We start from the raw sequence: 26,336 nt of genomic DNA on the forward strand, positions 1-26,336 counted from the left end.
ATGAATGACGGCGGCGGCGGGCAGGATTGCCCGGACGGGCGGCAGATGCTGGACCGGATCATGGCATCCGACCTGCGCTATCTGATGGCGGTCAGCTATGTCGTGCTGGCCAACAACCAGATCACCAACCGCTTCATCGAAAGGCGCCACGACATGCCGGTGCAGGCCTGGTCGGCCCTTTACGCGATCGCGCAGTTTCCGGGACTGCGGGCGCGTGACATCCAGGTGCTGTTCCCCCGCCCCCAGAACACCATCAGCCGCGCGGTCGCGCTGCTGGTCCGGCGGGGCCATGTGCGCGAGGATCCGCTGCCCGACGACGCTCGGGCGAAGGGGCTTCACCCGACGGCGCAGGGTCTGGCGCTGCTGGACCGGATCCTCGAACCTGTCGCGGCGCGGCAGGCGGAACTGATGTCGCCCCTGACCCGTTCCGAACAAGAGGATTTCCTGGCGCTTTGCCGCAAGCTCGCGGCAGGGCCGCTGCTGACGCGGTCACAAGTCATGGGTTGAATCGAACCGGGTTGCGCCCCCGGTCGTTTCCTCTAGGCTTTCCCTTCGCAGTACGGAGAACCGCTATGGAAGACCAAGCCCCGGACGGCAAAAGGACCCTGACGAACCGGCAGGGCCACCAGATCACCAACAACCAGTCGCAGCGCACGATCGGCCCGCGCGGCCCAGCGACGCTGGAAAACTATCACTTCCTGGAAAAGATCACCCATTTCGACCGCGAACGGATCCCCGAACGGGTGGTCCATGCGCGCGGCTTCGTCTGCTATGGCGAATTCGAGGCGACCGGCATGATCGGCGACGAGCCCGCGTCGAAATACACCCGCGCCAAGCTGTTCCAGGACAAGGGCAAGAAGACGCCGCTGGCGATCCGCTTTTCCACCGTGATCGGCGGGCGCGACAGTTCCGAGGTGGCGCGCGACCCGCGCGGCTTCGCCGTCAAGTTCTATACCGAGGATGGCAACTGGGATCTGGTCGGCAACAACCTGGCGATCTTCTTCATCCGCGACGCGATCAAGTTTCCCGACGTGATCCATTCGCTGAAGCCCGACCCGGTGACCTTCCGCCAGGAACCCAACCGCATCTTCGACTTCATGAGCCAGACGCCCGAAGCGATGCACATGCTGACGCACCTGTTCAGCCCGCGCGGCATCCCGGCCAGTTATCGCCACATGGAAGGCTTCGGCGTGAACACCTACAAGATGGTGAACGCGGCGGGCGACACGGTGCTGGTGAAATACCACTTCCACCCGCGCCAGGGCATCGCATCGCTGACCGCGGCCGAGGCCGAGAAGGTGCAGGGCAAGGATTTCGGCTCCGCCTCGAAGGACCTGTTCACCGCGATCGAGCGCGGCGACTATCCGCAATGGGACATGTATGTCCAGATCATGGAGGATCACGACCATCCCGAACTGGACTGGGATCCACTGGACGACACCAAGATCTGGCCGGAAAAGGACTTTCCGCTGCGCCATGTCGGCGTGATGACCCTGAATCGCAACGTCGAGAACTTCTTCGACGAGAACGAGCAGATCGCCATGGGCACGGGCGTGCTGGTGGACGGATTGGACTTTTCCGACGACAAGATGCTGGTCGGGCGGACCTTTTCCTATTCCGACACGCAGCGGTACCGGGTCGGCACCAACTATCTGCAACTGCCGGTGAACCAGGCAAAGGGCGCGAAGGTCGCCACCAACTATGACGGCGGGCAGATGTCCTTTGGCCGCGACATCGCGCCGGGGCAGAACCCGCATGTGAACTATGAGCCCTCGATCCACAACGGGCTGCAGGAAGCGCGGCGCGACGCGCCCAACAACCCGCCCGAGATCCGGGGCCGCCTGACCCGCAGCGTGCTGGAACGGCGCAACGACTATGTCCAGGCGCGCGGGCGTTACTGCACGATGATGGACTGGGAACGCGACGACCTGGTGCTGAACATGGGCACGCTGCTGGGCCAGTGCGAACGCGACGTGCAGGAACGCATGGTCTGGCATTTCCTGATGGTCCATGACGACTATGGCACCCGCGTGGGCGAGATGCTGGGCATCACCGCCGCCGACCTGAAGCACCTGGCCCCCCTGCCCGGCCAGGTCCTGACCGACGAGGATCAGCGCCGCCTGGAAAACCTGGGCGCGAATGGCGACAAGATCGACCCGACCGTCTGGGGCCAGTGGACCAGTTCCGTTAAGAACCGCCAGACCACCGCCGAGGAGGTCCTGGGCGGGCTTCCTGGGGCACCCGAGAAGGCGCCCCACCGCTCGCAGGCGGCCGGTTCCTGACCGGGGGCGACAGTCAAAGTAAAAGGGGCCGGACTTCCGGCCCCTTTCCGTTACCATTAGCGGTGGACGGAACGCTCGGACGCCTTCCAGTCCTCCCATCCCGGCTGGCCCCGCATAAAGGCCTCGATCTCGGCGCGGGACGCTTCCAGCTTGGGGTCGTGGCGCAGGTAATGGCGCGTCTCGCGCGCGATCAGGCCGGACAGGATCAAAAGCCCGATAAGGTTCGGGATCGCCATCAACCCGTTCATCACGTCCGAGAAGTTCCACACCACGCCCAGTTGCATCGTGCAGCCGAAGAAGACCACGGCGGAGAACAGCACCCGGAAGGGCATCACGCCACCGCGCCCGACCAGCCGTTCCACGTTGCGTTCCCCGTAATAGGCCCAGCCCAGGATGGTGGAATAGGCGAACAGCACCAACCCGACCGTCACGATCCAGTGGCCCCACTGGCCGGGCAAGCCGTGGGTGAAGGCCTCGCCTGTCATGATCGCGGCCGAGATCTGCTGGCCGGTGGCAGGGTCGGTCTGGTTCCAGACGCCGGTCGTGATGATGACAAGCCCGGTGCAGGACACCACGATGATCGTGTCGATGAAGGTCTGCGTCATCGACACAAGCCCCTGCCGCACCGGATGCGTCGTCTGGGCCGAGGCTGCGGCGATAGCCGCCGAACCCATGCCGGATTCGTTGGAAAAGATCCCCCGCGCCACGCCGTATTGCACCGCGATCATGATGGTCGAACCCAGGAAGCCGCCCACGGCCGAACTGCCGGTAAAGGCTTCGCTGAAGACGGTGGCAAAGGCTGCCGGAACGTCGCCGATGTTCACGGCCAGGATATACAGCGCCCCCAGGACATAGAAAAGGATCATCGCCGGCACGAAGCCTGCCGTGACGCGGCCGATCGACTTGATGCCGCCCACCAGCACCACCAGCGTCATCGCCGCCAGCACCGCCCCCGTGACCCAGGTCGGCACGGCAAAGCTGCGTTCCAAGTTCGAGGCGATGGAATTGCCCTGCGTCATGTTGCCGATACCGAAGGACGCGCAGACGGCGAAGATCGCGAAGGCCAGCGCCAGGAACCGCCCGAAGCCACCCGGAATGCCGCGTTCCAGATAATACTGCGGCCCGCCGGATTTCTCGCCGGCCGTGTCGGTGGTGCGGAAGCGCACGCCCAGGAAGGCTTCGGAATATTTCGAGGCCATGCCCAGAAGCGCTGTCACCCACATCCAGAACAGCGCGCCGGGACCCCCAATGCCGATCGCGGTCGCGACGCCCACGATGTTGCCGGTGCCGACCGTGGCCGCCATCGCCGTGGTCAGCGCCTGAAACTGCGAGATGTCGCCCTCGGCATCGTCGTCCTTGCGCTTGATCAGGCCCAACCGCAGCGCGGCCCCAAGGCGCAGGAACTGGATCCCGCCCAGCCGGAAGGTCAGGTAGATGCCCGTTCCCAGCAGCAGCGGGATCAGCATGAACGGCCCCCAGACGATGCCGCCTACCGTCCCCAGAAAGGATTCAAGTTGGTCCATATTGGTGTATCTCCCCCAATTTGCGCGCAAAACACTGGCGCGGCCGGGCTTTGTCAAGGCAGCATCCTCGCCCGTCGCGCGAAAGGGCGGGAACAGACTTTCGCTTTTGCCGTTATGGGGTGTTGTCCTGCCGATGTTTCGGGCGGGGCCAAGCGATGCCAGACGCGGCAGGTCATGCACCCGCCGCACCAGCAAGGGGGGACATCATGGATCTGACCGTGAACGGGCAGCCGCGCAGCTTCGAGGGAGAGGCAGAGATGCCGCTTCTGTGGTATCTGCGCGACGAATTGGGACTGACAGGAAGCAAGTTCGGCTGCGGCGCAGGCTATTGCGGGGCCTGCCTGGTCCATATCGACGGCGTCGCCAGCTTTTCCTGCGTGACCCCCATGTCGGTGGCCGAGGGCGCCGAGGTCGTCACGATCGAGGGCCTGTCCCCCGACGCCAGCCACCCTGTGCAGGTCGCCTGGCGCGAATTGAACGTGGCCCAGTGCGGCTATTGCCAGACAGGCCAGATGATGCAGGCCGCGGCGCTTCTGGCGGAAAACCCCGATCCCACGGACGAGGACATCGAGGCGGTGATGAGCCAGAACATCTGCCGCTGCGGCACCTATCCCCGCATCCGTGCCGCAATCAAGCGTGCCGCCGGGCAGGAGGCAGGCTGATGGCTGTTCTTGAAAACCTCAGCCGCCGCGCGGTCCTGCTGGGCATGGGCGCGGGTGCCCTGGTCCTGGCGGTCAACCTGCCCGCCCGCGCGCAGGACGCGCCGGAAGAGCCCCTGAAGTTCGGCGCCGATGCCATGCCGCATGGGTGGAAGGATGACCCGAACATCTTCGTGGCCATCGACCCCGACGGGACGGTGACAGTCACCGTGCATCGGTCCGAGATGGGCCAGGGGGTCCGCACCTCGATCGCCATGGCCGTCGCGGACGAGCTTGAGGCAGATTGGGCCCGCGTGAAGGTCGCGCAGGCGCCGGGGGACGAACCCACCTACGGCAACCAGGACACTGACGGATCGCGCAGCCTGCGCCATTTCTTCGACCCGATGCGCCGGGCGGGTGCCGCCGCGCGGCAGATGCTGCGCGAAGCCGCCGCCGCCGAATGGGGCGTCCCGGTCGAGGAGGTCACGGCCGAAAACCACATCCTGCGCCACGAGGCCTCGGGCCGCGAGGCGGGCTATGGCGACATGGCAACCCGCGCCGCCGAAGGCCCCGTCCCCGCGCGCGAAGGTCTGGTCCTGAAATCGCCCGACCAGTTCCGCTATATCGGCCGCGACGACATCGGCCTGATCGACAACCCCGACATCGTCACCGGCGCCACGACCTATGGCATGGACGCCAAGGCCGAGGGGATGCTGTTCGCCGTCATCGCCCGCCCCCCCGTCGTGGGCGGCCGCGTCGCCAGCCACGACGACACCGAGGCGCTGAAGGTGCCGGGCGTGCAGCGGGTCGTGGTGATCGACGCCCCGCCCCAGCCGTCCGAGTTCCAGCCCCTGGGCGGCGTCGCGGTGATCGCCACCAATACCTGGGCCGCCATGCGCGGACGCGAGGCCTTGAGCATCGAATGGGAGGACGGCCCCCACGCCGCCTATGACAGCGAGGCCTTCCGGGCCGAACTGGAACAGGCCGCGCGCAGCACGGATGGCGTCGCGGTGCGCAACCAGGGCGACGCCCTGGCGGCGCTGCAGGAAGCCCCGCGCACCTTCGAGGCCGAATACTACATTCCCCACTTGGCACAGGCGCCGATGGAGCCCCCGGCGGCGCTTGCAATGATCCGCGACGGCCGTTGCGAGGTCTGGGCCTGCGTCCAGGCACCCCAGGTCACGCGCGTGCGGGTGGCCGAGAAGCTGGGTCTTGACCCCCAGAACGTCACGGTCAACGTTACATTGCTGGGCGGCGGCTTCGGGCGCAAGTCCAAGCCTGATTTCGTGGTCGAGGCCGCAGTTCTCAGCCGCGAGATGGACGGCGCGCCCGTCAAGGTGGTCTGGACGCGCGAGGATGACCTGCACCACAGCTATTTCCACACCGTCTCGGTCGAGCATCTGAAGGCGGGCCTGGACGAAAGCGGCCGTCCCACGGCTTGGCTGCACCGCACGGCCGCGCCCACGATCGGGTCGATCTTCGCGCCGGACCCGAAGCAAAAGCTGCCCTTCGAGCTGGGCATGGGCCTGACCAACATGCCCTTGGACATCCCCAACGTCCGGGCCGAGAACCCGCAGGCGCAGGCCCATACCCGGATCGGCTGGTATCGGTCCGTGTCGAACATCCCCCATGCCTTCGCGATCCAGTCCTTTATCGCCGAACTGGCGCACGAGGCAGGTCGCGACCACCGCGACTATCTGCTGGAGGTGATCGGCCCTGCCCGCAGGATCGATCCGACTGAACAGGGCGACGTCTGGAACTATGGCGAGGATCCGGCCCGCTATCCCATCGACACGGGGCGGTTGCGCCGGGTGATCGAAACCGCGACGGATGCGGCAGGCTGGGGCCGCGAGATGCCCGAGGGCAGCGGGCTGGGCCTTGCCGCCCATTACAGCTTCGTCACCTATGTCGCGGTCGTGGCCGAGACCGAGGTCAGCGACGGCAATGTCCTTATCCCCCGCGTCCATATCGCGGTCGATTGCGGCCCGCACGTGAACCCGGACCGGATCCGGTCACAGATGGAGGGGGCGGTGATCATGGGCGTGGGCCAGGCCCTGATGTCGCAGATCACCTTTGCCAACGGGCGTGCGCAGCAGGACAATTTCGACAGCTATCTGGTGCCGCGCATGGACAGTTCCCCGCGCGAAATCCACGTCCACCTGGTAGGCGGGGGGGACTATGGGCAACCGCTGGGCGGTGTCGGGGAACCCGGCCTGCCACCCGTGACGCCCGCCATCACCAACGCCATCTTCGCCGCCACCGGCAAGCGCATCCGCGCCCTGCCCGTGGCCGACCAGTTGCGCAGCTAGGAGCATGACGATGAAATCCTTTTCCCCAGCCCTGGCTGCAGCCTTTCTTGCCCTTGCCGGTCCGGCGGCCGCAGATTGCGGCCCTCACCTGGACCTGATGGACGAAGTGCTTGACCGGGCCTCGCGCGAATCCATCGCCGCGTCATCGGGCGGCCAAGGGGTCGCGGGCGCCCGTGAGGCCCGCGCCATGACCGAGACCGAGGCGCCGGGCGAGGACGAGACCGGGATGGAAGCCGCCGAGGATCCCGAACCCCAACAAGCCCCCGGCCATGCCGCGCCCGCCGAGGCCGGGGCCCGCGTCCAGCAGCTTCGCGCCTCGGTTGACGAAGCCCGTGCCCAGGACGCCACCGCCTGCCGCGAAACGCTTGTGACCGCCTTGGCCGACCTGCTGGCCGATCAGGAGGAACAGGAATAGAAGCTGACCGGCACAGCACCTGCAGCGAACTGCGGGCGCGCCTTGCACTGCCTCAAAGGCGCACCTGCTGACAACTGAGGGGCGGGGGTAAACCGTTTTCCTGCCGCCTCCGGTCCCGCAAAGTCAGGCAGGGCAGGATCGGCCCGGCCCTTCGGTTTGGCGTCCTTGTGAAGCGTGCCGCTCCATTGACGCCTCCACCATGCATCATGCATTGGCCGCGGCAGTGTCATGGTGGTGCCGGATCTTCAGCATCACGACGGGAAATGCCATCAGCAGCGCGCCTCCGGCCAGGGCCGCCAGGCAAGTTCCCAGCCCGGCGGAACCTGTTGCCGTCGCGTTGCGGAAAACCTGAACGCCCAGCGGCAGGAACAGCAGCACGGCCGTCGCCGTGCCGGGAGAGTAAACCCGCGTGACGATGGTGGGAAGGACGTGGAAGAAGACCGCGTTGATCAGCATCAATGATGCGAAGACCAGCGGAACGGCGGGCAGGGCCAGTGCCACCTGCGCCTGCACGGCTCCAAGCACCAGCACGGCGGCATTGGTGACATAGAAGTCTGGCCAGCCGACGGGCAGCTTCAGGATGTCCTGCGCCCAATCGCGCCAGTCCATCTGGAACTCCTCGAGAGCGTGGAGCGCATAGGCGGCCAGGCAAAGCCAGGCAAGGACGGACAGGGACATGATCGTCTCCATGAAGGAATGAACCATCGGATGCAGCCCACCGGTCCCGAAGAAGCGGCGGGCCGGGCGGTGCTAGCCTTGATGCACAAGTGTCATCCGGGTCACGCCGCCAGCGATGTTGATGCCGGTCTGGCCCTCGACCGAGATCGGCTGGAGCGAGAAGGAACGGTGGTTCCCGCCGACCAGAACATTGGCCCCCATGCCCACGCCAAGCGAGGCATCCGCGCTGACGCCCAGGTATTCGCCGGCCAGGGCACCCGACGGCACGCCCGAAGTGGTCGCCGACACTACGCCCCAGACAAGCTGTCCAGCCTCGGTGGCGCCCAGTTCGATCCCCCATTCCTGCATCGTGCCCTCGTAGATGTCGCCGCGGCTGGAGCCATTGGCGCGGTATACGCAGCGCATGCTCTGCTTCTCGCGCAGGATATGGCCGATGCCGGAGGAAACGTCGCAAGACAGGACGCCCAGATGCGCCGACACGCGGGCATCCGCCACCGCGACCGTGCTGGCCGCGATCACCATTGCTGCAAGGATTGATTTCAGGATCTTCATTTTCGGTCATCCGTGATGATGTTGAAGGAAAGCCGGTCCAAGTCCGCTGGAGGGGCACCAAGATCGGCAAGGGGATTGTGGTGGCGCCGCTAGGCCACGCCTTGGTTCTAGCAGAGAGCGTGCCTAGAGGCTTTGCCCCGGCGTCTCAAGGTTTTCGCATGACGTTTCAGCCGGACGGCGTGCTGGCCCGAGGCAAGGGCCGGGAACCGGCCCCGCCTCGGCGGGACCGGCTTGGACGGCGGGCTTTAGAACCGGTAATCGACCCGGATCTCGGCTGTGTGGTTGTCATAGCCCGAGCCGAAGTCGCCCCGATACGCCGCCGAGAAGCTGGTATTGCCGGTCGTGACAAGTTCAGCTTCCAGACCGACCTTCAACAGCCGGTCGGGCAGCGCCGTGCGGGCCTCGAACGCGTCGACCCCCGAGGCAAGGGTTGCCGAAGGCGACCAGGCGTCGTCCGACATCAGCGCATATCCCAGGCTGCCCGTCAGCTTCAGGGTCGAGCCGCCGGACAGGGCCACGTCATGGCCCAATGCAATGCCGGGCGTCACGATCAGGGTGGTGTCGGAGGTCTTGCCGACGGACAGGTTGAAGGGGCTGGCCCCGCTTTCGGAAAAGCCGTCGGTGCGGACATGCAGCAGGCTTACGTCCAGGCGCGGCTCGACAAAGCCCCAGGAAAAGGCGCGGTGCCAGGCGGCCCGGCCGTGCAGGCCCGCGTGCCAGCTGTCCGTCGATCCGGTGGCCCGGCCGCCCAGGCCACCCAGGGCGATCTGGCGGTCGGTGTCGAACCAGCCGTGGCCGATCTCGGCCGCGCCCGACAAGCGCCAGTCGCCCTGGCTCCAGGTCAGGAAGCCGCCCAGCTGGACGCTGTCGCCGTCGACCTTGCCGACGCCCGTGCGATCCTCGGCCGACAGGTTCTCATAACCGATCGCCCCGCCCACGGTCATGTTGTCCGCGACGGCCTGCGCCCCGCCGATGTGGAAGCCCCACGAGCGGGCCTCATAGCCTCCGGCGTCGGAATCGTCGTCCATCGTGGCCCGGCTGCCGGTCCATTTGCCCCATCCGCAGCGGCCCTGGGCGCCGACATCGCAGCCCGACCAGATGCCGTCGACGAACTGCTGGCTTGCGTGATAGCGGGTCGCCCCGATCAGCCCAAGCGCCTGGCCCGACAGCATGTCCAGCGTCGCCGCCGCATCTGCGGCATCGACCCCCGCCAGGGCGGCATAGCCATGATCCATCCGCACCCCGGCATCCCAAAGGTCTTCAAGATGGCTGGCGATGGCTTCGCGATTGTCGCCCATCCCTGCAGCCGCATCCCGCATGGCCGCCTGCGGCGTCACCGTCACCGAACCGCCGCCAAGGGCGACGCCATAGGTGAAGAAGGTGCCCTCGACCGTTTGGGCGCTTTCGCCAAGCTTCAGGTCGCCCCCGACGCGGGCGATCTCGACGCTGCCCTTGCGCAGGGTGGTGGGGCGGATCGTGAACTCGCCGCCAAAGCTTGCATCGCCCGAGATGTCCAGCCGGTCGGCAGTGCCCTTGGCGAAGTCGGCCCCATGCACGAGCCGGCTGCCGCCCTTGCCGTCATAATTGCCCTCAAGCGCTGTCACCCGTGCCTTGTGGGTCAGATCCAGGGTGCCCCGGTTGGTCAGCGTGCCGCCGCCCAGCCTGATGGATTGGTAGGGCGTGATGGTGCCCGAGCCGTTGTTGGTGATGTTGCCGTTCCGCAGGTTGATGTTGCCGGCGATCTGGCCAAAGTTCTGGCCATTGAAGGTCGCGCCGCTGGAATAGACGGCGGTGCCCTGGTTCGTGTCATGGCTCAGGATATAGCCATAGTTCGTCAGGGTGTCCGGGCTGGCTGCGTTCTGGCTGCCGTCGACGATGTAGATGGCTGCCGCGTCGTCCTGGAACCCGTTGCCGCCTTTCACCGCGCCGCAGTTGTTGCCGTTGGAAAAGTCGCATCCGTCGCCGGCGCTGCCGACATTGATCTGGACCTGGTTGCCCGTGCCCGAGCCGCCGTTGTCCGCGCCGCCGGTCGACTGGGCCAGCACGCCGACCGAAGCCGCGCCCTGCGCATCGACGACACCCGCGACATTGACCGTCACAAGTCCTCCCGAACCGGACCCGCCGCCCGAGCCGATATAGGCCGCGGCGTTGTTGGTGAACCAGCCGCCACCGCCTCCGACGGTCTGGGCCACGATGGCTGGGGCGTTGGGGCCGGTGGTCGTCACCCAGGCCCCGCGCGACACATCCACCGCGACGTCGCCGCCGTTGCCGGTCTGCTTGCTGCCGCTGCGGTTGATGCGAACCTTTTGCATGGTATGCCCCAGGTCGCCGGCGATCCCTCCGCCGCCGCCAACGGACTGGGCAAAGACGCCGAAGCTGCCCGCCCCGTCCGTCGTGATGTTGGCGCCCACGGTCACCCTTGTGGCATTAGACGGATCGCCCGCCTGAACGCTGCCGGTCCGGCTTCCCGTGCCCATGAAATCGGCCGCGGTCGAGCCGTTGGGCTTGCCGCCCTGCACCAGGCCGCCGCCTGCGGAAACGCTTTGCGCAAGAATGCCGACCGAGTTGTCCCCGCTGGTCGTGATCGTCCCCCCGGCCGAGGTGATGACAATGGCCGGACCCGAGGGCCGGGACATGTTCGTCGAAGTGCCGCCCAGCTTGATGTTCGCTGCGAAATCCTTGGATGACTTGGTCGAGGCGGACCCGCCCGCGTTGTCCAGATCCGTGGCCAGCGCCTTGACCATGCCGCCACCGCCTGCGACCGATTGTGCGATGATGCCATAGCTGTCATGGCCGCGCGTCTCGATTGCGCCGGAACTTGTCACCTGCGCCGATTCCGACACGCCGTAATAGCCTTGGGCATTGCCGCCAAGCGCGATGTTGAGGGCGTAGGACTTCTTGCCGTCGCTGCCGGTCGAAGTCGCGGTGGACGCCCCGCCGATGCCGCCGCCGCCGCCGATGGACTGGGCGATGATGCCGTTCGCCAGGGCGCCGATGGTCACGACCTGGCCCGAATTGGTCACGAAGACCTGGCCGCCGTTGTCGCTGTTCACCCCCTTCTTCTTCCCATCGCCGCTGTTCGTGCTGCCGCCCACCGAGATCTGGCCGGAATAGTCGCCGCTGCTTGCCGTCGAGGCCGCGCCGCCCTTGCCGCCGCCGCCGCCGATGGACTGGACGACGATGGCATCCGAATGCTTGCCAAGGGTGGCGACATCCCCCTGGTTGTTCACCGTCATGACGCCACCCGCGCCGCCAAGGCCGCCGCTGCCGCCGACCCCCACGTTCACGGCAATCGACTTCGCATCGTTGTCGTCATCCGTCTTGCCGCCGCTTTCGGCGGTCTCGTCGGCCGCATCGGCCAAGCCGTCGTCACCGACGCCGGTATCGGCATTGCCCAAGCCCTGGTTCACGGTGCCCAGAAGCTTCGTGATGTTGTCGTAACCATCCATGGCCTTGTCGGCACCGTTGATGAAATCCTGAACAATGGTGCCGAACAGGTTGTCCAGTTGGGGGGCCTGGCCATTAGACCCGTCATTGTTGGACTTGGCATCGGCCGAGGATGTTCCTGCCTTGCCGCCGGCCCCGCCGCCGCCGCCGATCGATTGCGCGAAGATCGCATGGGCATCCGCGCCAAAGGTCACGATCGAACCCTGGTTGGTCACCGTGGAATCCGACCCGCGGTAGAAGGTGTCGCCACCGTTTCCGCCCTTGCCGCCCACCATCACCGAGGCCTGGACGGTGCCCGAGTTCGAGGCGGCAGCGCCGCCGCCCTTGCCGCCGCCGCCGCCTATGGTCTGCGCGGCGATCCCGTGCGACCCGTCGCCAAGCGTCGCGATGGCGCCGGTGTTGGTTGCAAAGACATTGCCGCCTTGACCGCCCGAACCGCCCGAGCCGCCAAGGGCGATGCTTGTCGATGCACTTTTGTCCGCGCCGGTGCTCGACTTGGAATCGCCCGCGCCGCCGCTGCCCCCGCCGCCGCCGATGGACTGCACGAGGATGCCGTCGGCCGCTTCGCCCGCCGTGAAGACGAGGCCGTCGTTCCGGGCCGTGACATCACCCCCCGTTCCGCCGCCGCCACCCGTCCCGCCATGCGTAATGCTGGCCGAAAAGTTGAAGCCGCCGCCCGACACGGTCGAGGCCCCTGCCGCGTCCCCGCCCGTGCCGCCGCCGCCGCCGATCGACTGGCCCAAGATCCCGATGCCGCCGCCGCCCCGCGTCGCGACCAGGCCCTGGCTGGAAAGCTTGACCGTCGAGCCGTTCCCGGCGTTCTGCCCCTTTCCGCCTGTCGACAGGGCCAGCGAGAAGCCCGGATATTCCCCGCCGGCCTTGGCTACGCTCTTGGCGCTCGACGCGCCTCCGGTTCCGCCGCCGCCGCCGATCGACTGGCCGAGGATCCCGAAGCTTTCCGAGCCCGAGGTGACGACGGCGCCACCGTTTACCAGGCCGCCGGCCGTGTTGACGGTGCCCGCGCTTCCCCCGTTGCCGCCGTCCCCGCCGACCGAGATCGACGCGCCATAGAAGCCGGAATAGGAACTGCCATAGCCTGCGCCGCCCGCGCCGCCGCCGCCGCCGATGGACTGCATCACGATGCCCGCCGCATGATCGCCCCGGGTGGTGACCGAGCCGCCGCTGCCCATTCCGGCAGATGCATCGCCGGCGCCGCCGCCATTTCCGCCGGTTCCGCCGATCACCATGTTGACGATCACGCCCGATGATTTGGTGGCATCGCCGCCTTTCCCGCCGCCGCCGCCGATGGATTGCGCCAGAAGCCCGGTCGATCCGAAGCCGTAGGTGTCGATCTTGGCCTGCTGCAAGGCAATACTGGCGGTGCCGCCGTTCGACCCGTCGCCGCCATTGCCCCCGATCGCGAACCAGCCGTCCTTGGAATCCGGGCCGACGCCGCCGCCGCCGCCGATGGACTGGGCCACGACGGCTGCGTTGTTGTCGCCGGCCGCGCCGCTCTGCCCGGTCTGGACCACGGCGCCCGTGCCGTCGATCGCGGCATTGCCGGCCGCGCCGCCGGTGTTCCCGTCGCCGCTGATGGGGTTGAACCAGCTGCCGGAATGACCGCCCAGACCGCCCGCGCCGCCCAGCGACTGGACCAGCACGCCATAGCTTTGTGCCAGCCCCGACGTATAGGCGGTCCCGTCCAGATGGGCGGTGGCGTTTCCTGCCGCGCCCCCGGCGCCGGCCTTGCCCGCGGCCGATCCGCCGCCGCCGGTGCCGCCGGTCCCGCCGATCGACACGACGCCAAGCGCCGCGCCCCCCGGCCCGGTTGCAAGAACCTCGGCCCCCGATGCCAAGGTGGCCGTGGCATTCGACGCGTGCCCGGCATCGCCGCCATCGCCCCCCTGCCCGCCGACCGTGGTGTATCCCTTGCCGCCACTGCCGCCATTGCCGCCCTGGCTGACGACATAGGCGCCATAGTCATTCCCCGTGAAGGTGCCCCTCAGCGTGACGTCGATATCGCCACCGTTGCCGCCTTGCCCCCCCGGGGTGCCATCCGGCTGCAGGCCGATGCCCGTGTCCTTCCCAAGGCCGCCGGTTCCGCCCACATTGGTGGCGTAAAGCGCAGCGGCCGAAGTGCTTGTCCAGGTTCCGCCGATGTCCAGCGTGACGGTGCCGCCATTGCCGCCACCGGCCGAGAACCCGTCGCTCGACCCGTCCGAGGCATAGGTCGCGATCCCGCCGCCGCCGCCATTGCCCCCCACCGACCAGATCGAGATGGCGTTCATCGGCGTGGTGCTGCCCAAGGACTTGCCCGAGGTATTCGGACCTACCGTCAGGCCGATCGACCCGCCGTTCTGGCCGGGCTTGCCGTTGCCGCCACGGTTGCGCCAGGAATCCACCGGGCCGGGATTGCCGTTGCCGCCATGCCCGCCGCTGCCGCCGGCCGAGGTGACCTGCAGCGGCGCCGTGACCCCGTCGGTGGCAAGGTCCATGATGTTGTCCAGCTGCAGCCCGAGGATGTCCCCGCCAGGTGTGCCATCGGTCCCGTCGTTGCCGGGATTGTCGCCGCTGCCGTCGGTTCCGTCCTTCCCGCTGGTCCCGCTTTCGTCGTAAAGGCAGGTGTTGCCCGGATCGCAGTTCTGGGCGCGGGCCGGGGCCAATCCGCCCGCCGCAATCAATGCGGTCGTGGCCAGAAGGATCGCCAGCAGGCTTTGCCGATGGCGCCGAAGCGCGGGCATGTCTGGATCGGCGGGGCGTTTGGTTGCGGTGTGATGCTTGGACATGATGTCTCCGTTCCCCCAGGGGGGTTGATGAAGGAATGATGGACTGTCGGTTCGTCAGGCGCCGAAGGCGCTGCGTGTTGTTCGATGGGCCAGGGCGTAGCGGGCGAACTTGCCGATGAAGATGCCGGTAAAGGCACCGCACAACAGCAGATCGGCAGCGCGGAAGCCCGCTTGGTGCAGAAGTTGGGGCGAGGTCGCTGCGATGACGCCAAAGCTGTACTTGACCCCGAAGGCCACCAGCAGAAGCGGCAGCAAGGTCATGTCGGCAGGCCGGCTGATCATGCCGCTGGATGCGTCCGCCCGGATGTCGGCACGGGCCAGAAGCCGCCAGCCGATGACGCTTCCCAAGGCGATGCCTGCCAGCCACAAGGCGGCGGTGCCGGCTTCAAGGCCGTAAAGCCTTGCAAGATCCGCAAGGCCCCAGGCCGTGAAGATCGCCGGGACCACGGCGAGCTTTGGCAGGCTGGTCCTGGCAGGCCGGCGGGCCTTGATCCCGCGATGGATCAGATAGGCCAGCAGCACCCATACCCAAAGGGGCGTCTGAACCATGAACTGTCGGAATATCTCGGACATGATGATCTCCAGGAAGGTCTTCCATGTTCTAGCCGATTGCCGGCTTTCCGGCTTTGGCAGGACGTCTCAAGTTTTTGCGCTGCGTCTCAATCTCGCGGAACTGGCCCCGGCGGCGGGATCGGCGCGCGTCCCGCCGCCACGGCGTCGGGGATCACCATCTCACCATGCATCACCATCGTCGCGTGAAACCGGCCAGGGGTCCCGGCAATCGGCCCCGCCTTCCATGTTCCGTGCCACCAGGCATCTTCGGGCGGCAGGAAGACCTGGATCGCGGGATCCGCAAGATCGCGGCCCAGCATCCTGCCAAGGCCCGGCGCCAGGCCGTAAAGCCGGGCGGCAATGGCGGCGGCCACCCCTGCCTGAAGGCCGGATACCGGCTGCACAAGCTGGTCGGCCCCAAGACTGGCCCAGCAGAAATCCACCTGTTCCCCGCCCGGCATGACCGAAACCACCAAGGCGCCGTCCAGGGGCGAGCCTGACAGGTCATGACAGCCAAAGGGCGCTTCCACCGCCGCCAGATCCTGACCGCGCAGCAGGCACAGGAAGGACATCCCGTCCACCTGGACTACTGCGCAACTGCATTCGGCCATGATTCCCACGGGTGGCTCCTTCTCCAAGCCTGTCCTTCGACATTAGCGTGAAGGCCTGCCCATGGCTTTGGCAGGGCGTCTCAACATTTTGCGCTGCGTCTCAATCTGGCGGCCCCTCGGGGCAGGCCGTCGTTGACAGGTGACGGCCGAGACCCTTCAACTGCTTGGGGTGTATTCGGTCCAAAGGTGCCGCCGTGGCAGAGGACAAGACCTTGTCGGAAGGGGTGGCAGATCCGGTCCGCAATCCAGCGTCGCGGGTCTTCGTCGCCTCGATGGTGGGAACGACGATCGAATACTACGACTTCTATATCTATGCGACTGCCGCGGTTCTGGTCTTTCCGCACCTGTTCTTTCCCGCGGGGGACGAGACCGCCTCGCTTCTGGCGTCGCTGGCGGTCTTCGGCGCCGGCATGGTCGCCCGCCCCGCCGGCGCGATCTGGTTCGGCCACCTAGGGGACCGCAAGGGCCGCAGGCTTGCGCTGACGGGATCACTGGTGCTGATGGGCGCGGCCACCTGCCTGATCGGGCTGCTGCCGGTCCACGATGTGATGGGTTGGTGGGCACCGTTGCTGCTGGTGATCCTGCGCATGGCGCAGGGCTTCGCGATCGGCGGTGAGTGGAGCGGCGCGGTCGTCGTTGCCACCGAAAACGCCCCGGCTGGTCAAAGGGGGACCTTCGGCACCTTCCCGCAACTGGGCGCCCCCTTCGGCTTCATCCTGGCCAACGGCGTTTTCCTTGCCCTGGGGACATGGCTTCCATCCGACGATCCAAGCCGGCCCTCGGATGCGTTCCTGCAATGGGGCTGGCGCCTGCCCTTCCTGCTGGCTGGGCTGTTGGCGATGATCGGGATCTGGGTGCGTTTGACCCTGGTCGAAAGCGAAGCCTTTCGCCGCAGCGAGGCAAGCGGCCGGATCCGCCCCCTGCCCCTGGGCAGCCTGTTCCGCGAATGCGGACCTGCGGTTGTCCTGGGAACCCTTTATACCCTGGCGACGACCGTCCTGTTCTTTTCCATGAGCACCTTTTCCCTGTCCTATGGCCGCGCCGCGCCCGATGCGCCGCTTCCCGGCCTGGGCTATGACTATACCAGCTTCCTGGCCCTTCTGATCCTTGGCGTCATGTTCTTTGCGGCGACAACGGCGGTTTCGGGTCCGCTCAGCGACCGTTTCGGCCGCCGGCCGCTGATGCTGTGCGTGACAATCGCGATTGCGGTCTTTGGCCTGATCTGGGTGCCGCTGCTGTCGTCGGGCTTCTGGGGGCTGCTGATCTGGCTGATCACGGGCTTTGTGCTGATGGGCCTGACCTTCGGCCCGATCGGCGTCCTGTTGTCCGAACTGTTCCCCAGCCACCTGCGCTATACCGGGACCGGCATGGCCTATAACCTGGCCTCGATGCTGGGCGCTTCCACGGCGCCCTTTGTCATGATCGCGCTGTGGCGTGCCGGGGCCGGAAGCCCGGTCTGGGCAGGGCTTTACCTGTCGGGGGTGGCCCTGGTGACCCTTGCCGCCCTGCTTGTCGGGCAGGAAACCCGGCATGTCGACATCTTGGGCTAGGTCACTGAAGCTGGCGCAGGATCTCGGAAAAGGACAAGTCGTCGGTGCCGGCCCTGCCCCAGGCCGGGGCTGGTTCTCCGGGCTGGGTGTCGCGCGGTGCGTGGCCGAACAGGGCGCGAAAGGCGCGGCTCATCTGGCCCTGGCTTGAGAAGCCGTATTTCCAGGTCAACTGGCCAAGGTGATGGGGACCGGGCCCGGTCAGTTCGGCCCGAAGACGGTGCAGCTTGCGTTCCTGGATATAGGCCGCAACGCCGCCAAGGGGCTGGAACAGCCGGTAAAGCGACGCCCGCGACATGGCAAATGTCGCCAGAAGCGTCTCCTGCCCAAGATCGGGGTCCAGAAGGTGCTTGTGGATATGGCGCAGGATCCGTTGCCTTTTGGCCATGTCCAGAACAGGACGACCCGTTTCCGCTGTCAGCTGCGCCGGGGCGGCCGTCGCGGCGATCAGTTGAAGGGTCGCCCGGGTCACCGGCTCGGCATCGCGGGCCGGCAGGGACGGCAGTTTCCGGACCAGGGCCGCCAAGTGGTCCGCCACGAGTCCCCCCACCGGTCCTTCCGGCACAAAGCCATGAAGGTCGCGCGGCCCCGGCAGAAGGGCATCAAGCGTGTCCCGGGTCACGATGAACTGCATCAGGCGTCCGGTCCCGCAATCCGCCTCTTCCGCGCGGGCCAGGTCCGAAAAGATCATCTGCCCCTGCCGCACCAGCTTGCGCTGATCACGGGCCTGGTGCCGGATGATCGTGCCCTCCAAGGGCAGGAGGATGCGGTATTGGTCGATCTGCAGGCGCCGTGTGATCTTCTCGGTCCGCACCATCCTTCGTTCGGTGAAGAACCCGCCCGCGACCGCCAGATGCCCCAGCGACCAGGCCGAGACATCCGCCTCGAACCTTTCGGGAAGGGCGCCGTCGGGCAATTGCAGGTCATGGATCTGCTGCACGGTTTCGCGCCACATGTCGAACTTCTCGCCTTCGGCGACACCCTGCGTCGAGAAGCGCTTCACGGGAAGGGGCAAGGCTTGGTCACTCGTCATAAGAGCTCCCGCACAACCGCAGGCCGGCGGTGGCCGACCGGATGGTCTTGTGTTGTCGCAATTGCCTGCCTTCTGTCAATCCGCCACAGCATCCGGCTTGCGGATCATCGCGAAGCCAGAAGCAGATAGCCCAATGCCACCGCCGCCACGAGAAGGTCGGTGACCATCGCCAGGTTCTGCGGGCGGGTTCGCGACCTCTCCGATCCGTGCCGCAGGCCGGCGAGGCCCAGGAACACAGCGCCCAGGAAGGCCGCCGGGGCTGTCCATGCCGGAACCACCAGGCTCGCGGTCGCAAGCAAGCCCATGGCGATGTTGGCGATCCCCAATTCACGGACCAGTTTTTCGGCAGCGGGATCCGCGATGCCAAGAATGCCGGCCGCCGTCAGCGACGGACGCACAACCTGCAAGATCCCGGCCACCAGCAGACGGATGCCGATCCCCCAGAACACGAACCATGTCCCGGCAAGCGCGACGACATGGTCCCCGCTTCCTGCCGCCCGGAAGAACAGGACGAAGGCCACCGGAAGAACGACGGTCGTCGACAGAACGACAATGTCATGCCCATGCCCCGTCAGGGCGTTGCTTTGTCCGATGCTCATTTGCAGCTCCACGGTTGCTGCCACTGTCCTAGCACGCCCGGCCACGCCGGTCTTTGGCCGGGCGTCTCAAGTTTTGTGCTGCCGTCTCAAGCTGCGGCACGGACAACGCGCCCTTAAGGCAAACGATCATGGCCCCGCGCCACCGGAAGGGGCGCGGGGCCGCGTGCTGACCTATGACCGCGGGATCAATAGGCGACGCGCTTGTAATACCTGCGCGTCACCAGCGGGTGGTCGCGCATCACCTCGAGATGGGCGCTCAGCCGCTCCATCAGGGTGGCCATGAAGGCGGGCGACAGAAGCGCGCGCAGTTCGGGCGACAGGTCGCGGGGGCAATAGTCGGCGGTGTTGATGACCGTCAGCTTGTCGGTATAGCGCTTGGCGAATTCCTCGACCCGGACAGCCAGGGGATCATAGGCATCCTCGCCGCGGAACAGGACCAGGCTCACGCCCGTGTCGATCAGTTCCAGCGGGCCATGGAAGAAGTCCGAGGCATGGACCGGCCGGGTGCGGATCCACTGCATCTCCTCGAGGATGCAGGTGGCATAGTACAGCGCCTCGGGCCACATGTTCCCTGCGCCGGTGAACATGTGATAGTCCGATCCGGCGATGATCTGGGCAAACTCCTCGGCGCGGGGCTCGAAAGCGGCCTTTGCCTGGACAAGCGCGGCGGGCACGGTTGCCAGTTCGGCCACCAGGGCGTCGTAGTGGGGCAATTCGCCCTTGGCCTTCATCACGGACAAGGCCACCAGAAGCGACTGGAGGTAGAAGGATTCGGACGAGGTGTCGTCTTCGGCGAAATTGACCAATGCCGGATTGCCGCCAAGCCCCAGCGGCGTGTCGGCATGGCCGATCAGGGTGATGATCTTCGCGCCTACTTCCTTGACCTTGTTCAGCATCGCGACGCTTTCGCGGGTCGTTCCCGACAGCGAGGGCATGACCACGATGGACTTGTCCGTCAGGTTCGCGGACCCGGTCAACACCAGTTCGGCCGGGAAGTCCTTGAACACCGGAAAGCTGCTTTTGCGCTGCAGAAGCTGGACCGCCGGCTCCATCAGATAGGCGACGCCGCCTGTTCCCAGGAAGTAAAGGTTGCGGGCGCCGTCCGCGATGGCGGCGCCGATTTCGTGGTCGATGCGGGGCGCCAGATCGACGGCCCCCTTCTGGATGCGGAGAAAGCGGGCTTCGTCAAAGTTGAACATGTCGGTTCCTTCAGTTCAGATTGGGAAAGGTGGAAAGGGATGGCGGGACAGCCCGGTCATTCCGCGGGCACTGCGACCTTGTGCCCGGCTTCCGCTGGGCGGATCGCGTTTTCGTGCCGGTCGAAAAGATGAAGATTCGCGGCCTCGGCAGTCAGGCCGATGTCGCGGCCCGGGTGCAGGTCCAGGTGGCCCGGCAGCTTGGCGATCAGGGGCGCGGCAAGGCCGGGCAGGTCCAGATAGGTCAACTGAACCTCGCCCAGTTGCTCGACCAGGGAGATCGTCGCGCGGAACAGCGGGTCCGTGGAGCATGGCCGCAGATCCTCGGGGCGGATGCCCAGATGCACGCGCTGTCCCTGCATGGCCGCCTCGGTGGGAATGGGAACAGCGACCGTGAAGCCCGCGTCCAGTTCGACGCGGGTGTCAGGCCCCGTCCGGGCAAGCGTGCCCCCCAGGACGTTCATCGAGGGCGAGCCGATGAACTGGCCGACGAACAGGTTCGCGGGCCGACGGTACAACTCGACAGGCGATCCGACCTGCTCGATCCGGCCGTCCCGCAGGACCACGATCCGGTCGGCCAGGGTCATGGCTTCGACCTGGTCGTGCGTGACGTAGATCATCGTGGCGCCGGGCATCGCCTGCTTCAGCTTCGCGATCTCGATCCGGGTGGCCACGCGCAGGGCCGCGTCCAGGTTCGACAGCGGCTCGTCGAAGAGAAACACCTTGGGGTCGCGCACGATGGCCCGCCCAATCGCCACACGCTGGCGCTGCCCCCCTGACAGCGCGCGGGGATAGCGGTCAAGATAGGGGGTCAACTGCAGGATCTCGGCGGCCTGCCGGATGCGGGCGGCGATCTGGTCCTTCCGGAAGCCTGCGATCTTCAGACCGAAGGCCATGTTGTCGAACACGGTCATGTGCGGGTAAAGCGCATAGGACTGGAACACCATCGCGATGCCGCGCTGCGACGGGGCCACGTCGTTCATGAGCGCGCCGTCGATGCGGAACTCGCCCGAGCTGATATCCTCGAGCCCGGCGATGGCCCGCAGCAGCGTGGACTTGCCGCAGCCCGAGGGGCCTACGAAGACCACGAATTCGCCCGACCGGATGTCGAGATCTATGCCATGCAGCACCTCCACGGTGCCGTAGTTCTTGCGAATGTCTCTCAGCCTCAGTTCGGCCATCCCATTATCCTTCCTGTGGTGCCGGTTGCGCCTGTTGCCCCCGTGGGTTCAGCGGCCCGGCGTCATTTCCGACAGCCAGCGGACCAGCGGCCCGGCCCTGCGGTTCTGGATTTCAAGGTCGTTGCGGATGCGGATCGCGTGGCGCACCGCGCGCGCGCCCAGATAGCGGATCGGCTCGGGCGGAAGGGCGGTCCGGCGGGTCAGGCCGACAAGGCCGCTGCGGCTCCAGCGGTCGTCCTTGCCCAGGACCAGGCTGGCCAGGATCCGGCCGCCGACGGGGGTCTGCGCGATCCCGGTTCCGTTGTAGCCCACGCCGAAGAAGATGTTCGGGCAGCCGGAAAGCGTGCCGAAGACCGGCAGATGTTCGGCCATGCAGTCGATCGGCCCTGTCCAGTCATGGTCGATGCGCGCGTTCGCCAGTTCGGGATAAACGCGACCCAGTTCGCGGATGTTGTCGGCTGCGCCTTCGGGGCGGCGGTTGAAGGGGGCGCCGATCCTGCCGCCATAGGCGATCAGCCCGCTGCCCCGGCCGAAGATGACCCGCCCGCCCGGCGTGCGATGGTAATAAAGGACATGGGACTGGGCGTCGCAGATGGATTCGCCGCCGGTCCAGCCGATCCGGTCCAGCGTGGCGCCCACCGGCTCGGTCGCGACGATCTGGCTTTCGACGACATACATGTAGCGCCGCAGTTCCGGGATCGCGGATGCCCAGGCATTGGTGGCCAGGACCACCTTGGCCGCCCGCACCCGACCCCCGGGGCAGCGCAGGGTGCAGGGTTGGCCGGATTCGACCGCCAGCACGGGCGTCCCCTCGTGGACAGTCACGCCACGGGACAGGGCCAGCGTCCTGAGGCCCGTCGCCAGCTTGGCCGGATGCACGGTCCCGGCACGCGGTTCCACGATGCCTGTATAGGATGCGTCCGATCCCGTCCGCCTGCGGATCTCGGCCGCTGCCAAGGGCAGGAACGGGTTTGTCCCCGTCTTGTCGCACAAGGCCAGTGCCGCGCCCCAGGCCCCTTCCTGCGCGGTCGAGCTGGCGGTCCACATCCAGCCGTCCAGCCGCAGGTCCATGTCGATGGTGCCCGAGGCCTGCAGGGCCGCCAGCTCCTCGACCGCATCGGCTGTGGCGCGGCACAGTGCCAGGGCTTCGCCTTCGCCGACCAGACGGGTCAGCAGGTCAAGTTCGGCGTACCAGGTATGGACCTGACCGCCGTTGCGCCCCGAGGCACCCGCGCCGCACTGGTCGGCCTCGAGGATCGTGACCTTCAGGCCGGGGCTTTGCTCTTTCAGGCGCAGCGCGGTCCACAGGCCGGTGAAGCCCCCGCCGACAATGGCCACGTCGCAGTCGTGATCGCCCGCCAGGGGCTGTGTCGCCGGCTTTGCCCCGATGTCCTGAAGCCAGAACGATCGATCCGCATCGGCGGCTATTGTCGGTTTCCAAAGACTGAAGACAGTCATTCCTGCACCTCTACGGACGCGATGACATCGGCATATTTTTCAAGAAGCCAGGACGGGATGCGGCCCAGCGTCTGGGGATAGCCCGCCTCGTGGAGGCAGGTCGCGGCGGCGGCGGCGGTGGCTTCCAGAAGCGCATCGTCGTCCGGCCGGCCCTTCAGCCATGCCGCCAGGAACGAGGCTATGAAGCTGTCGCCCGCCCCGCAGGTGTCGACCGGATCGACGACCCGGGCCGCGACATGGCGGACGCCGACACCGTCGTCCAGATAGGCGCCCCTGCTGCCGCAGGTCATGATCGTGCGCCGCGCGCCGCGCCTGCGGAAGGCGGCCAGGATCGGCTCGACCGGGATGTCGGCCCGTTCCGGACCCGAGGCGAAGGCCAGAGGAACCCCGTCCAGGGGCAGCGCGTCATGCCGGGTGGAAAGGTCGACGCTGAAGGGCCGGCCGGACCGCACCAGATCCTGGACCAGGGAAACCGGGGTGTTGGTGCCCAGATGCACCCAGTCCGCCGCCATCATCAGGGACTTGCGCCCGGGTTCCGGGACATAGCCCAGGCCGACGCCCAGATCCTCGAGCAGGAAGCGCCGGTCGCCCCCCTGCTCTTGCAGCAGGGTCACGGCGGTGCTGCCGTCGCGCCGTTCCACATCTGCGGGATCAAGCCCCGCCTGCCCAAGAGCGGCCAGGATGATGTCGCCTTCGGCATCCTTTCCGACGACTCCGAGATAGCGGGCCGCCAGACCCAGCCGGCGCCACTGGACCGCGACGTTCAGCGCGTTGCCGCCCACTGCCATGTGGCCCTTGGACAGATACACGTCCAGGCAGTTGTCGCCCACGGCGATCAGGTCAAGCGTCACGTCAACGCCTCCACGGGTTCAAGATGGGGCGCGATGGCCAGCATGTTCCTTGTCCAGGCGGCGACCGGATCGAGGGCATAGCTGCCGTCGCCGAAGGGTTCGAAGGTCAGCGTGCCGCGATAACCGGCCTGCGCCAGGTCGTCCAACCAGGACAGGACCGGCAGGCGGCCGTCGCCCAGGACCAGGTGACCCGCCGGCGTGCCGTCCACCACATGGACATGGGCCAGCCTGTCGCCGAACAGCGAAAGGTAATCTGCCACCGTATCCCCCGCGCAGGCCATGGCCACGGTATCCAGCACCACGTCCACCTTGTCCGACCCGACCATCTCCAGCAGGCGGCGCAGATCCTGCGCGCTGTGGGCGATGTTGCTTTCGCGGCGCTGCAACGGCTCCAGCAGGCAGCGCAGGCCTTGGTCGGCGGCATGGTCGGCGATCATCCGCAGGGCTTGGACCGACCGGTCCCACGCCCGCTGGGGCGGCTCGTTCTCGAAGCCGCGGCCGGGGGTCAGGAACAGGTACTGCCCGCCAAGCCGCGCGCAGATGTCGGCTGCCCGGCGGAACAGGTCGATGCTGGCCTGCCGGTAGGCGTCGTCGCCCGAGGCGATGTTGACGGGATAGACCACCTGTTCCGGCGTCAGGCAGTGCAGGCGCAGGCCGCTGTCGTCGAGGATCCGGACGATTCCGTCGATGCGGGCATCGTCGGCCCGGAACAGGTCCAGATGCGGCGCGATGCCCCACAGCTCGATCCGGGTCATCCCGAAGCCGCGCATGGCCTCGGCCGCCTCGGACAGGGGAAGGTGCTGGAAGCCGAAGTTGGCGCCGATCAGCTGATCGGCCGAAAGGCGACGAGAAGGCGGGTTCATTTGCCGATCCCTTCGGTCAGGCCGCGGATGAAATACCGCTGCGTCAGGAAGAAGATGATGACGATGGGCAGGGCCGAGATCGTCATGGCTGCGAAGACCTGTGCGAAGTCCGTGCCCTGCTTGGACATCATCGAGGTGAGGCCGACCGGCAGCGTCTGCACCGACGGGTTGTTGGTGAAGATCATCGCGAAAAGATATTCGTTCCAGGCGAACAGGATGTGCAGGACGATGCAGGACATGATGATCGGGCGGCACAGCGGCAGGATGATCCGGCGGAAGATCTGCCCCGGATTCGCGCCGTCCATCATCGCCGCCTCGTCCAGGTCGCGCGGCAGATCCAGCATGTAGGCGCGGATCAGGAAGGTGGTAAAGGGCACCCTGAACGCCGTGTAGAGGATGATCAGCGCCCAGTGGGTGTCATAGAGGCCAAGCGATTGCAGCATCCGCACCAAGGGCACAAGGGCGACGGTCGGGCTCAGCATCATGCCGCCCAGGACGATGGCGGTGACCAGCGGCTTGGCGGGCATCGGCGTGCGGGTCAGGCCGAAGGCGGCCCAAGCGCTGATGAAGACGGTCGTGACGGTCGAGACCACCGTGATCAGCAGGCTGGAGACCATGTAGCCCTGGACGCCCTGCCATGCGGACAGGTAGTTCGCGAAGGACCACTGCAACGGCAGGGCGAAGGGTTGTTCGAAGATCTGGCTGTTCGACTTGAAGCCGCCAAGGGCCATCCACAGCAGCGGATAGACGACGACCACGCCGACCGACAGCAGAAGCGCCCAAAGGAAAGCCTGGCTCATGCCGGCCCAGAAACTGCGCGAGGACGCCGCCGTCATGCCTGAACCCTCTGCCGCTGGGTCAGCCAGAGCTGCGCCGAGGCTGCCAGCATCGTGACCGCGAACACGACCGAGGCGATGGCCGCCGCATAGCCCATGTCGTTCTGGATGAAGCCCTGCTGGTAAAGCCATGTGCCAAGCACCTGGCTTGAGTTGTTCGGGCCGCCGCCGGTCATCACCATCACCTCGTTGAAGACCTGGAAGGCGCCGGTGATGGTCACGATGATCATCATGCCCGTCATCTCGCGCGTCAGGGGAAAGGTGATGTTCCAAAGCTGCCGCAGCGGACCTGCGCCATCCATGCGCGCGGCGTCATAAAGCTCGCGCGGGATTTTCTGGATGGCGATGGTGAACAGCAGCGTCGAATAGCCGAAGCCTTGCCACTGGCTCATCGCGATGATGGCATAGATCGCAGTGCCTTCGTCGCCCAGCCAGACCCGCGACAGATGCTCGAACCCGAGGCCAGTCAGAAGTCCGTCGAGGATGCCGATGTTCGGCTGGTAGATGAAATAGAACAACAGGCCCGTGACCGTCGTCGAGATGGCCGAGGGCACGAAATAGACCGCGCGCCAGAAATTGCGCCAGCGGGTGGACCGCAGCCCTTCGACGATCGAGGCCAGGCAGAAGGCTCCGAAGACCTGGAACAGGATCGACAGCAGGGCATAGGCCGTGTTGTTCCACAGCGCCGTCAGCACGACCGGATCGTCGGCCAGCCTGCGATAGTTGTCCAGCCCGACATGCGTCACCTCGCCGGTGAAGATGTCCTGGTTGGTGGTGCTGACCAGGAAGTTGTCGACGATCGGATAATAGACGAACCAGCCGACGATGATCAGCGCCAGGGCGATCCAGCGAAGCGCAAGCAGCCTGCCTGCCAGCTTTCGCGGTTCAAGCCGCCTTCTCTGCGGGATCGCGAGGCGGGGGGCGGCAGCGCCCGCGACGCTGCCGTTCCGAATGATCTGAGAGGTGGCGGCCATGATTC

21 protein-coding genes are annotated in these 26,336 nt (G+C 66.7%); 6 read left to right on the plus strand and 15 right to left on the minus strand.

Features of this window, described 5'->3' with window-relative positions; genetic code table 11:
• Both IE224_RS09530 and IE224_RS09535 read left to right on the plus strand, forming a co-directional pair.
• The gene (locus IE224_RS09530) at positions 1-507 is read left to right on the plus strand and encodes a MarR family winged helix-turn-helix transcriptional regulator (RefSeq protein WP_229849310.1); all 507 of its coding nucleotides are present in this window, start codon (positions 1-3) and stop codon (positions 505-507) included.
• 65 nt (positions 508-572) lie between these two features.
• Entirely contained in the window at positions 573-2,282 is a 1,710-nt protein-coding gene (locus IE224_RS09535) for a catalase (RefSeq protein WP_191309806.1), read from the plus strand.
• A 56-nt stretch (positions 2,283-2,338) separates the two neighbouring features.
• Here the strand turns inward: IE224_RS09535 and IE224_RS09540 are convergent, their stop codons facing one another.
• Positions 2,339-3,805, minus strand: a complete 1,467-nt coding sequence (locus IE224_RS09540) for an alanine/glycine:cation symporter family protein (protein WP_191309809.1) — start codon at positions 3,803-3,805, stop codon at positions 2,339-2,341.
• Between the two features lie 206 nt (positions 3,806-4,011).
• Here IE224_RS09540 and IE224_RS09545 point away from each other — a divergent pair, with 206 nt between their 5' ends.
• From IE224_RS09545 to IE224_RS09555, 3 genes are read left to right on the plus strand one after another with little or no spacing between them, the layout of a single operon-like run.
• Positions 4,012-4,467: a (2Fe-2S)-binding protein gene (locus tag IE224_RS09545; RefSeq protein WP_202380169.1), complete on the plus strand. Its 456-nt coding sequence runs from the start codon at positions 4,012-4,014 to the stop codon at positions 4,465-4,467.
• Positions 4,467-6,752, plus strand: coding sequence for a xanthine dehydrogenase family protein molybdopterin-binding subunit (locus IE224_RS09550; protein WP_191309812.1), 2,286 nt, complete (start codon positions 4,467-4,469; stop codon positions 6,750-6,752). Before IE224_RS09545 ends, IE224_RS09550 begins: the two co-directional genes overlap by 1 nt.
• A 10-nt stretch (positions 6,753-6,762) precedes the next feature.
• Positions 6,763-7,167, plus strand: coding sequence for a hypothetical protein (locus IE224_RS09555; protein WP_191309815.1), 405 nt, complete (start codon positions 6,763-6,765; stop codon positions 7,165-7,167).
• Between the two features lie 204 nt (positions 7,168-7,371).
• Here the strand turns inward: IE224_RS09555 and IE224_RS09560 are convergent, their stop codons facing one another.
• From IE224_RS09560 to IE224_RS09580, 5 genes are all read right to left on the minus strand, one after another.
• Positions 7,372-7,845 (minus strand): HXXEE domain-containing protein, encoded by a 474-nt coding sequence (locus IE224_RS09560; protein ID WP_191309818.1) that lies wholly within the window; start codon positions 7,843-7,845, stop codon positions 7,372-7,374.
• Positions 7,846-7,917: 72 nt separating this feature from the next.
• The gene (locus tag IE224_RS09565) at positions 7,918-8,397 is read right to left on the minus strand and encodes a DUF992 domain-containing protein (RefSeq protein WP_191309820.1); all 480 of its coding nucleotides are present in this window, start codon (positions 8,395-8,397) and stop codon (positions 7,918-7,920) included.
• 245 nt (positions 8,398-8,642) lie between these two features.
• Positions 8,643-14,630, minus strand: coding sequence for an autotransporter outer membrane beta-barrel domain-containing protein (locus IE224_RS09570; protein ID WP_191309822.1), 5,988 nt, complete (start codon positions 14,628-14,630; stop codon positions 8,643-8,645).
• Between the two features lie 54 nt (positions 14,631-14,684).
• Positions 14,685-15,203: a DUF6622 family protein gene (locus tag IE224_RS09575; protein ID WP_191309823.1), complete on the minus strand. Its 519-nt coding sequence runs from the start codon at positions 15,201-15,203 to the stop codon at positions 14,685-14,687.
• An 86-nt stretch (positions 15,204-15,289) separates the two neighbouring features.
• Positions 15,290-15,802, minus strand: coding sequence for a hypothetical protein (locus tag IE224_RS09580; protein ID WP_191309825.1), 513 nt, complete (start codon positions 15,800-15,802; stop codon positions 15,290-15,292).
• A 185-nt stretch (positions 15,803-15,987) separates the two neighbouring features.
• On the opposite strand from IE224_RS09580, the gene IE224_RS09585 reads away from it, so the two are divergent.
• Complete coding sequence (locus IE224_RS09585) at positions 15,988-17,343, plus strand: MFS transporter (protein ID WP_202380171.1); 1,356 nt, start codon at positions 15,988-15,990, stop codon at positions 17,341-17,343.
• A gap of 1 nt (position 17,344) precedes the next feature.
• Here the strand turns inward: IE224_RS09585 and IE224_RS09590 are convergent, their stop codons facing one another.
• The 9 genes from IE224_RS09590 to IE224_RS09630 form a co-directional block, all read right to left on the minus strand.
• A complete protein-coding gene (locus IE224_RS09590) occupies positions 17,345-18,373 on the minus strand; it encodes a helix-turn-helix domain-containing protein (protein ID WP_191309827.1) in 1,029 nt (342 codons plus the stop codon).
• Between the two features lie 104 nt (positions 18,374-18,477).
• Positions 18,478-18,972, minus strand: coding sequence for a DUF6790 family protein (locus tag IE224_RS09595; protein WP_191309829.1), 495 nt, complete (start codon positions 18,970-18,972; stop codon positions 18,478-18,480).
• 185 nt (positions 18,973-19,157) lie between these two features.
• A complete protein-coding gene (locus tag IE224_RS09600; protein ID WP_191309833.1) occupies positions 19,158-20,171 on the minus strand; it encodes an SIS domain-containing protein in 1,014 nt (337 codons plus the stop codon).
• Positions 20,172-20,227: 56 nt separating this feature from the next.
• A complete protein-coding gene (locus tag IE224_RS09605) occupies positions 20,228-21,349 on the minus strand; it encodes an ABC transporter ATP-binding protein (protein WP_191309835.1) in 1,122 nt (373 codons plus the stop codon).
• Positions 21,350-21,397: 48 nt separating this feature from the next.
• Positions 21,398-22,807 carry an NAD(P)/FAD-dependent oxidoreductase gene (locus tag IE224_RS09610; protein ID WP_191309837.1) on the minus strand — a complete coding sequence of 470 codons (1,410 nt, stop codon included), beginning with the start codon at positions 22,805-22,807 and terminating at the stop codon, positions 21,398-21,400.
• Positions 22,804-23,658, minus strand: coding sequence for a PfkB family carbohydrate kinase (locus IE224_RS09615; protein ID WP_229849311.1), 855 nt, complete (start codon positions 23,656-23,658; stop codon positions 22,804-22,806). The genes IE224_RS09610 and IE224_RS09615 overlap by 4 nt, the downstream gene beginning before the upstream one ends.
• Positions 23,655-24,521: a sugar phosphate isomerase/epimerase family protein gene (locus IE224_RS09620; protein WP_191309839.1), complete on the minus strand. Its 867-nt coding sequence runs from the start codon at positions 24,519-24,521 to the stop codon at positions 23,655-23,657. The genes IE224_RS09615 and IE224_RS09620 overlap by 4 nt, the downstream gene beginning before the upstream one ends.
• The gene (locus tag IE224_RS09625; RefSeq protein ID WP_167624101.1) at positions 24,518-25,357 is read right to left on the minus strand and encodes a carbohydrate ABC transporter permease; all 840 of its coding nucleotides are present in this window, start codon (positions 25,355-25,357) and stop codon (positions 24,518-24,520) included. The genes IE224_RS09620 and IE224_RS09625 overlap by 4 nt, the downstream gene beginning before the upstream one ends.
• The gene (locus IE224_RS09630; RefSeq protein ID WP_191309842.1) at positions 25,354-26,331 is read right to left on the minus strand and encodes a carbohydrate ABC transporter permease; all 978 of its coding nucleotides are present in this window, start codon (positions 26,329-26,331) and stop codon (positions 25,354-25,356) included. Before IE224_RS09630 ends, IE224_RS09625 begins: the two co-directional genes overlap by 4 nt.
• Between the last annotated feature and the right edge of the window lie 5 nt (positions 26,332-26,336).

It is taken from the genome of Paracoccus aerius, assembly GCF_014656455.1.
Classification (GTDB): domain Bacteria; phylum Pseudomonadota; class Alphaproteobacteria; order Rhodobacterales; family Rhodobacteraceae; genus Paracoccus; species Paracoccus aerius.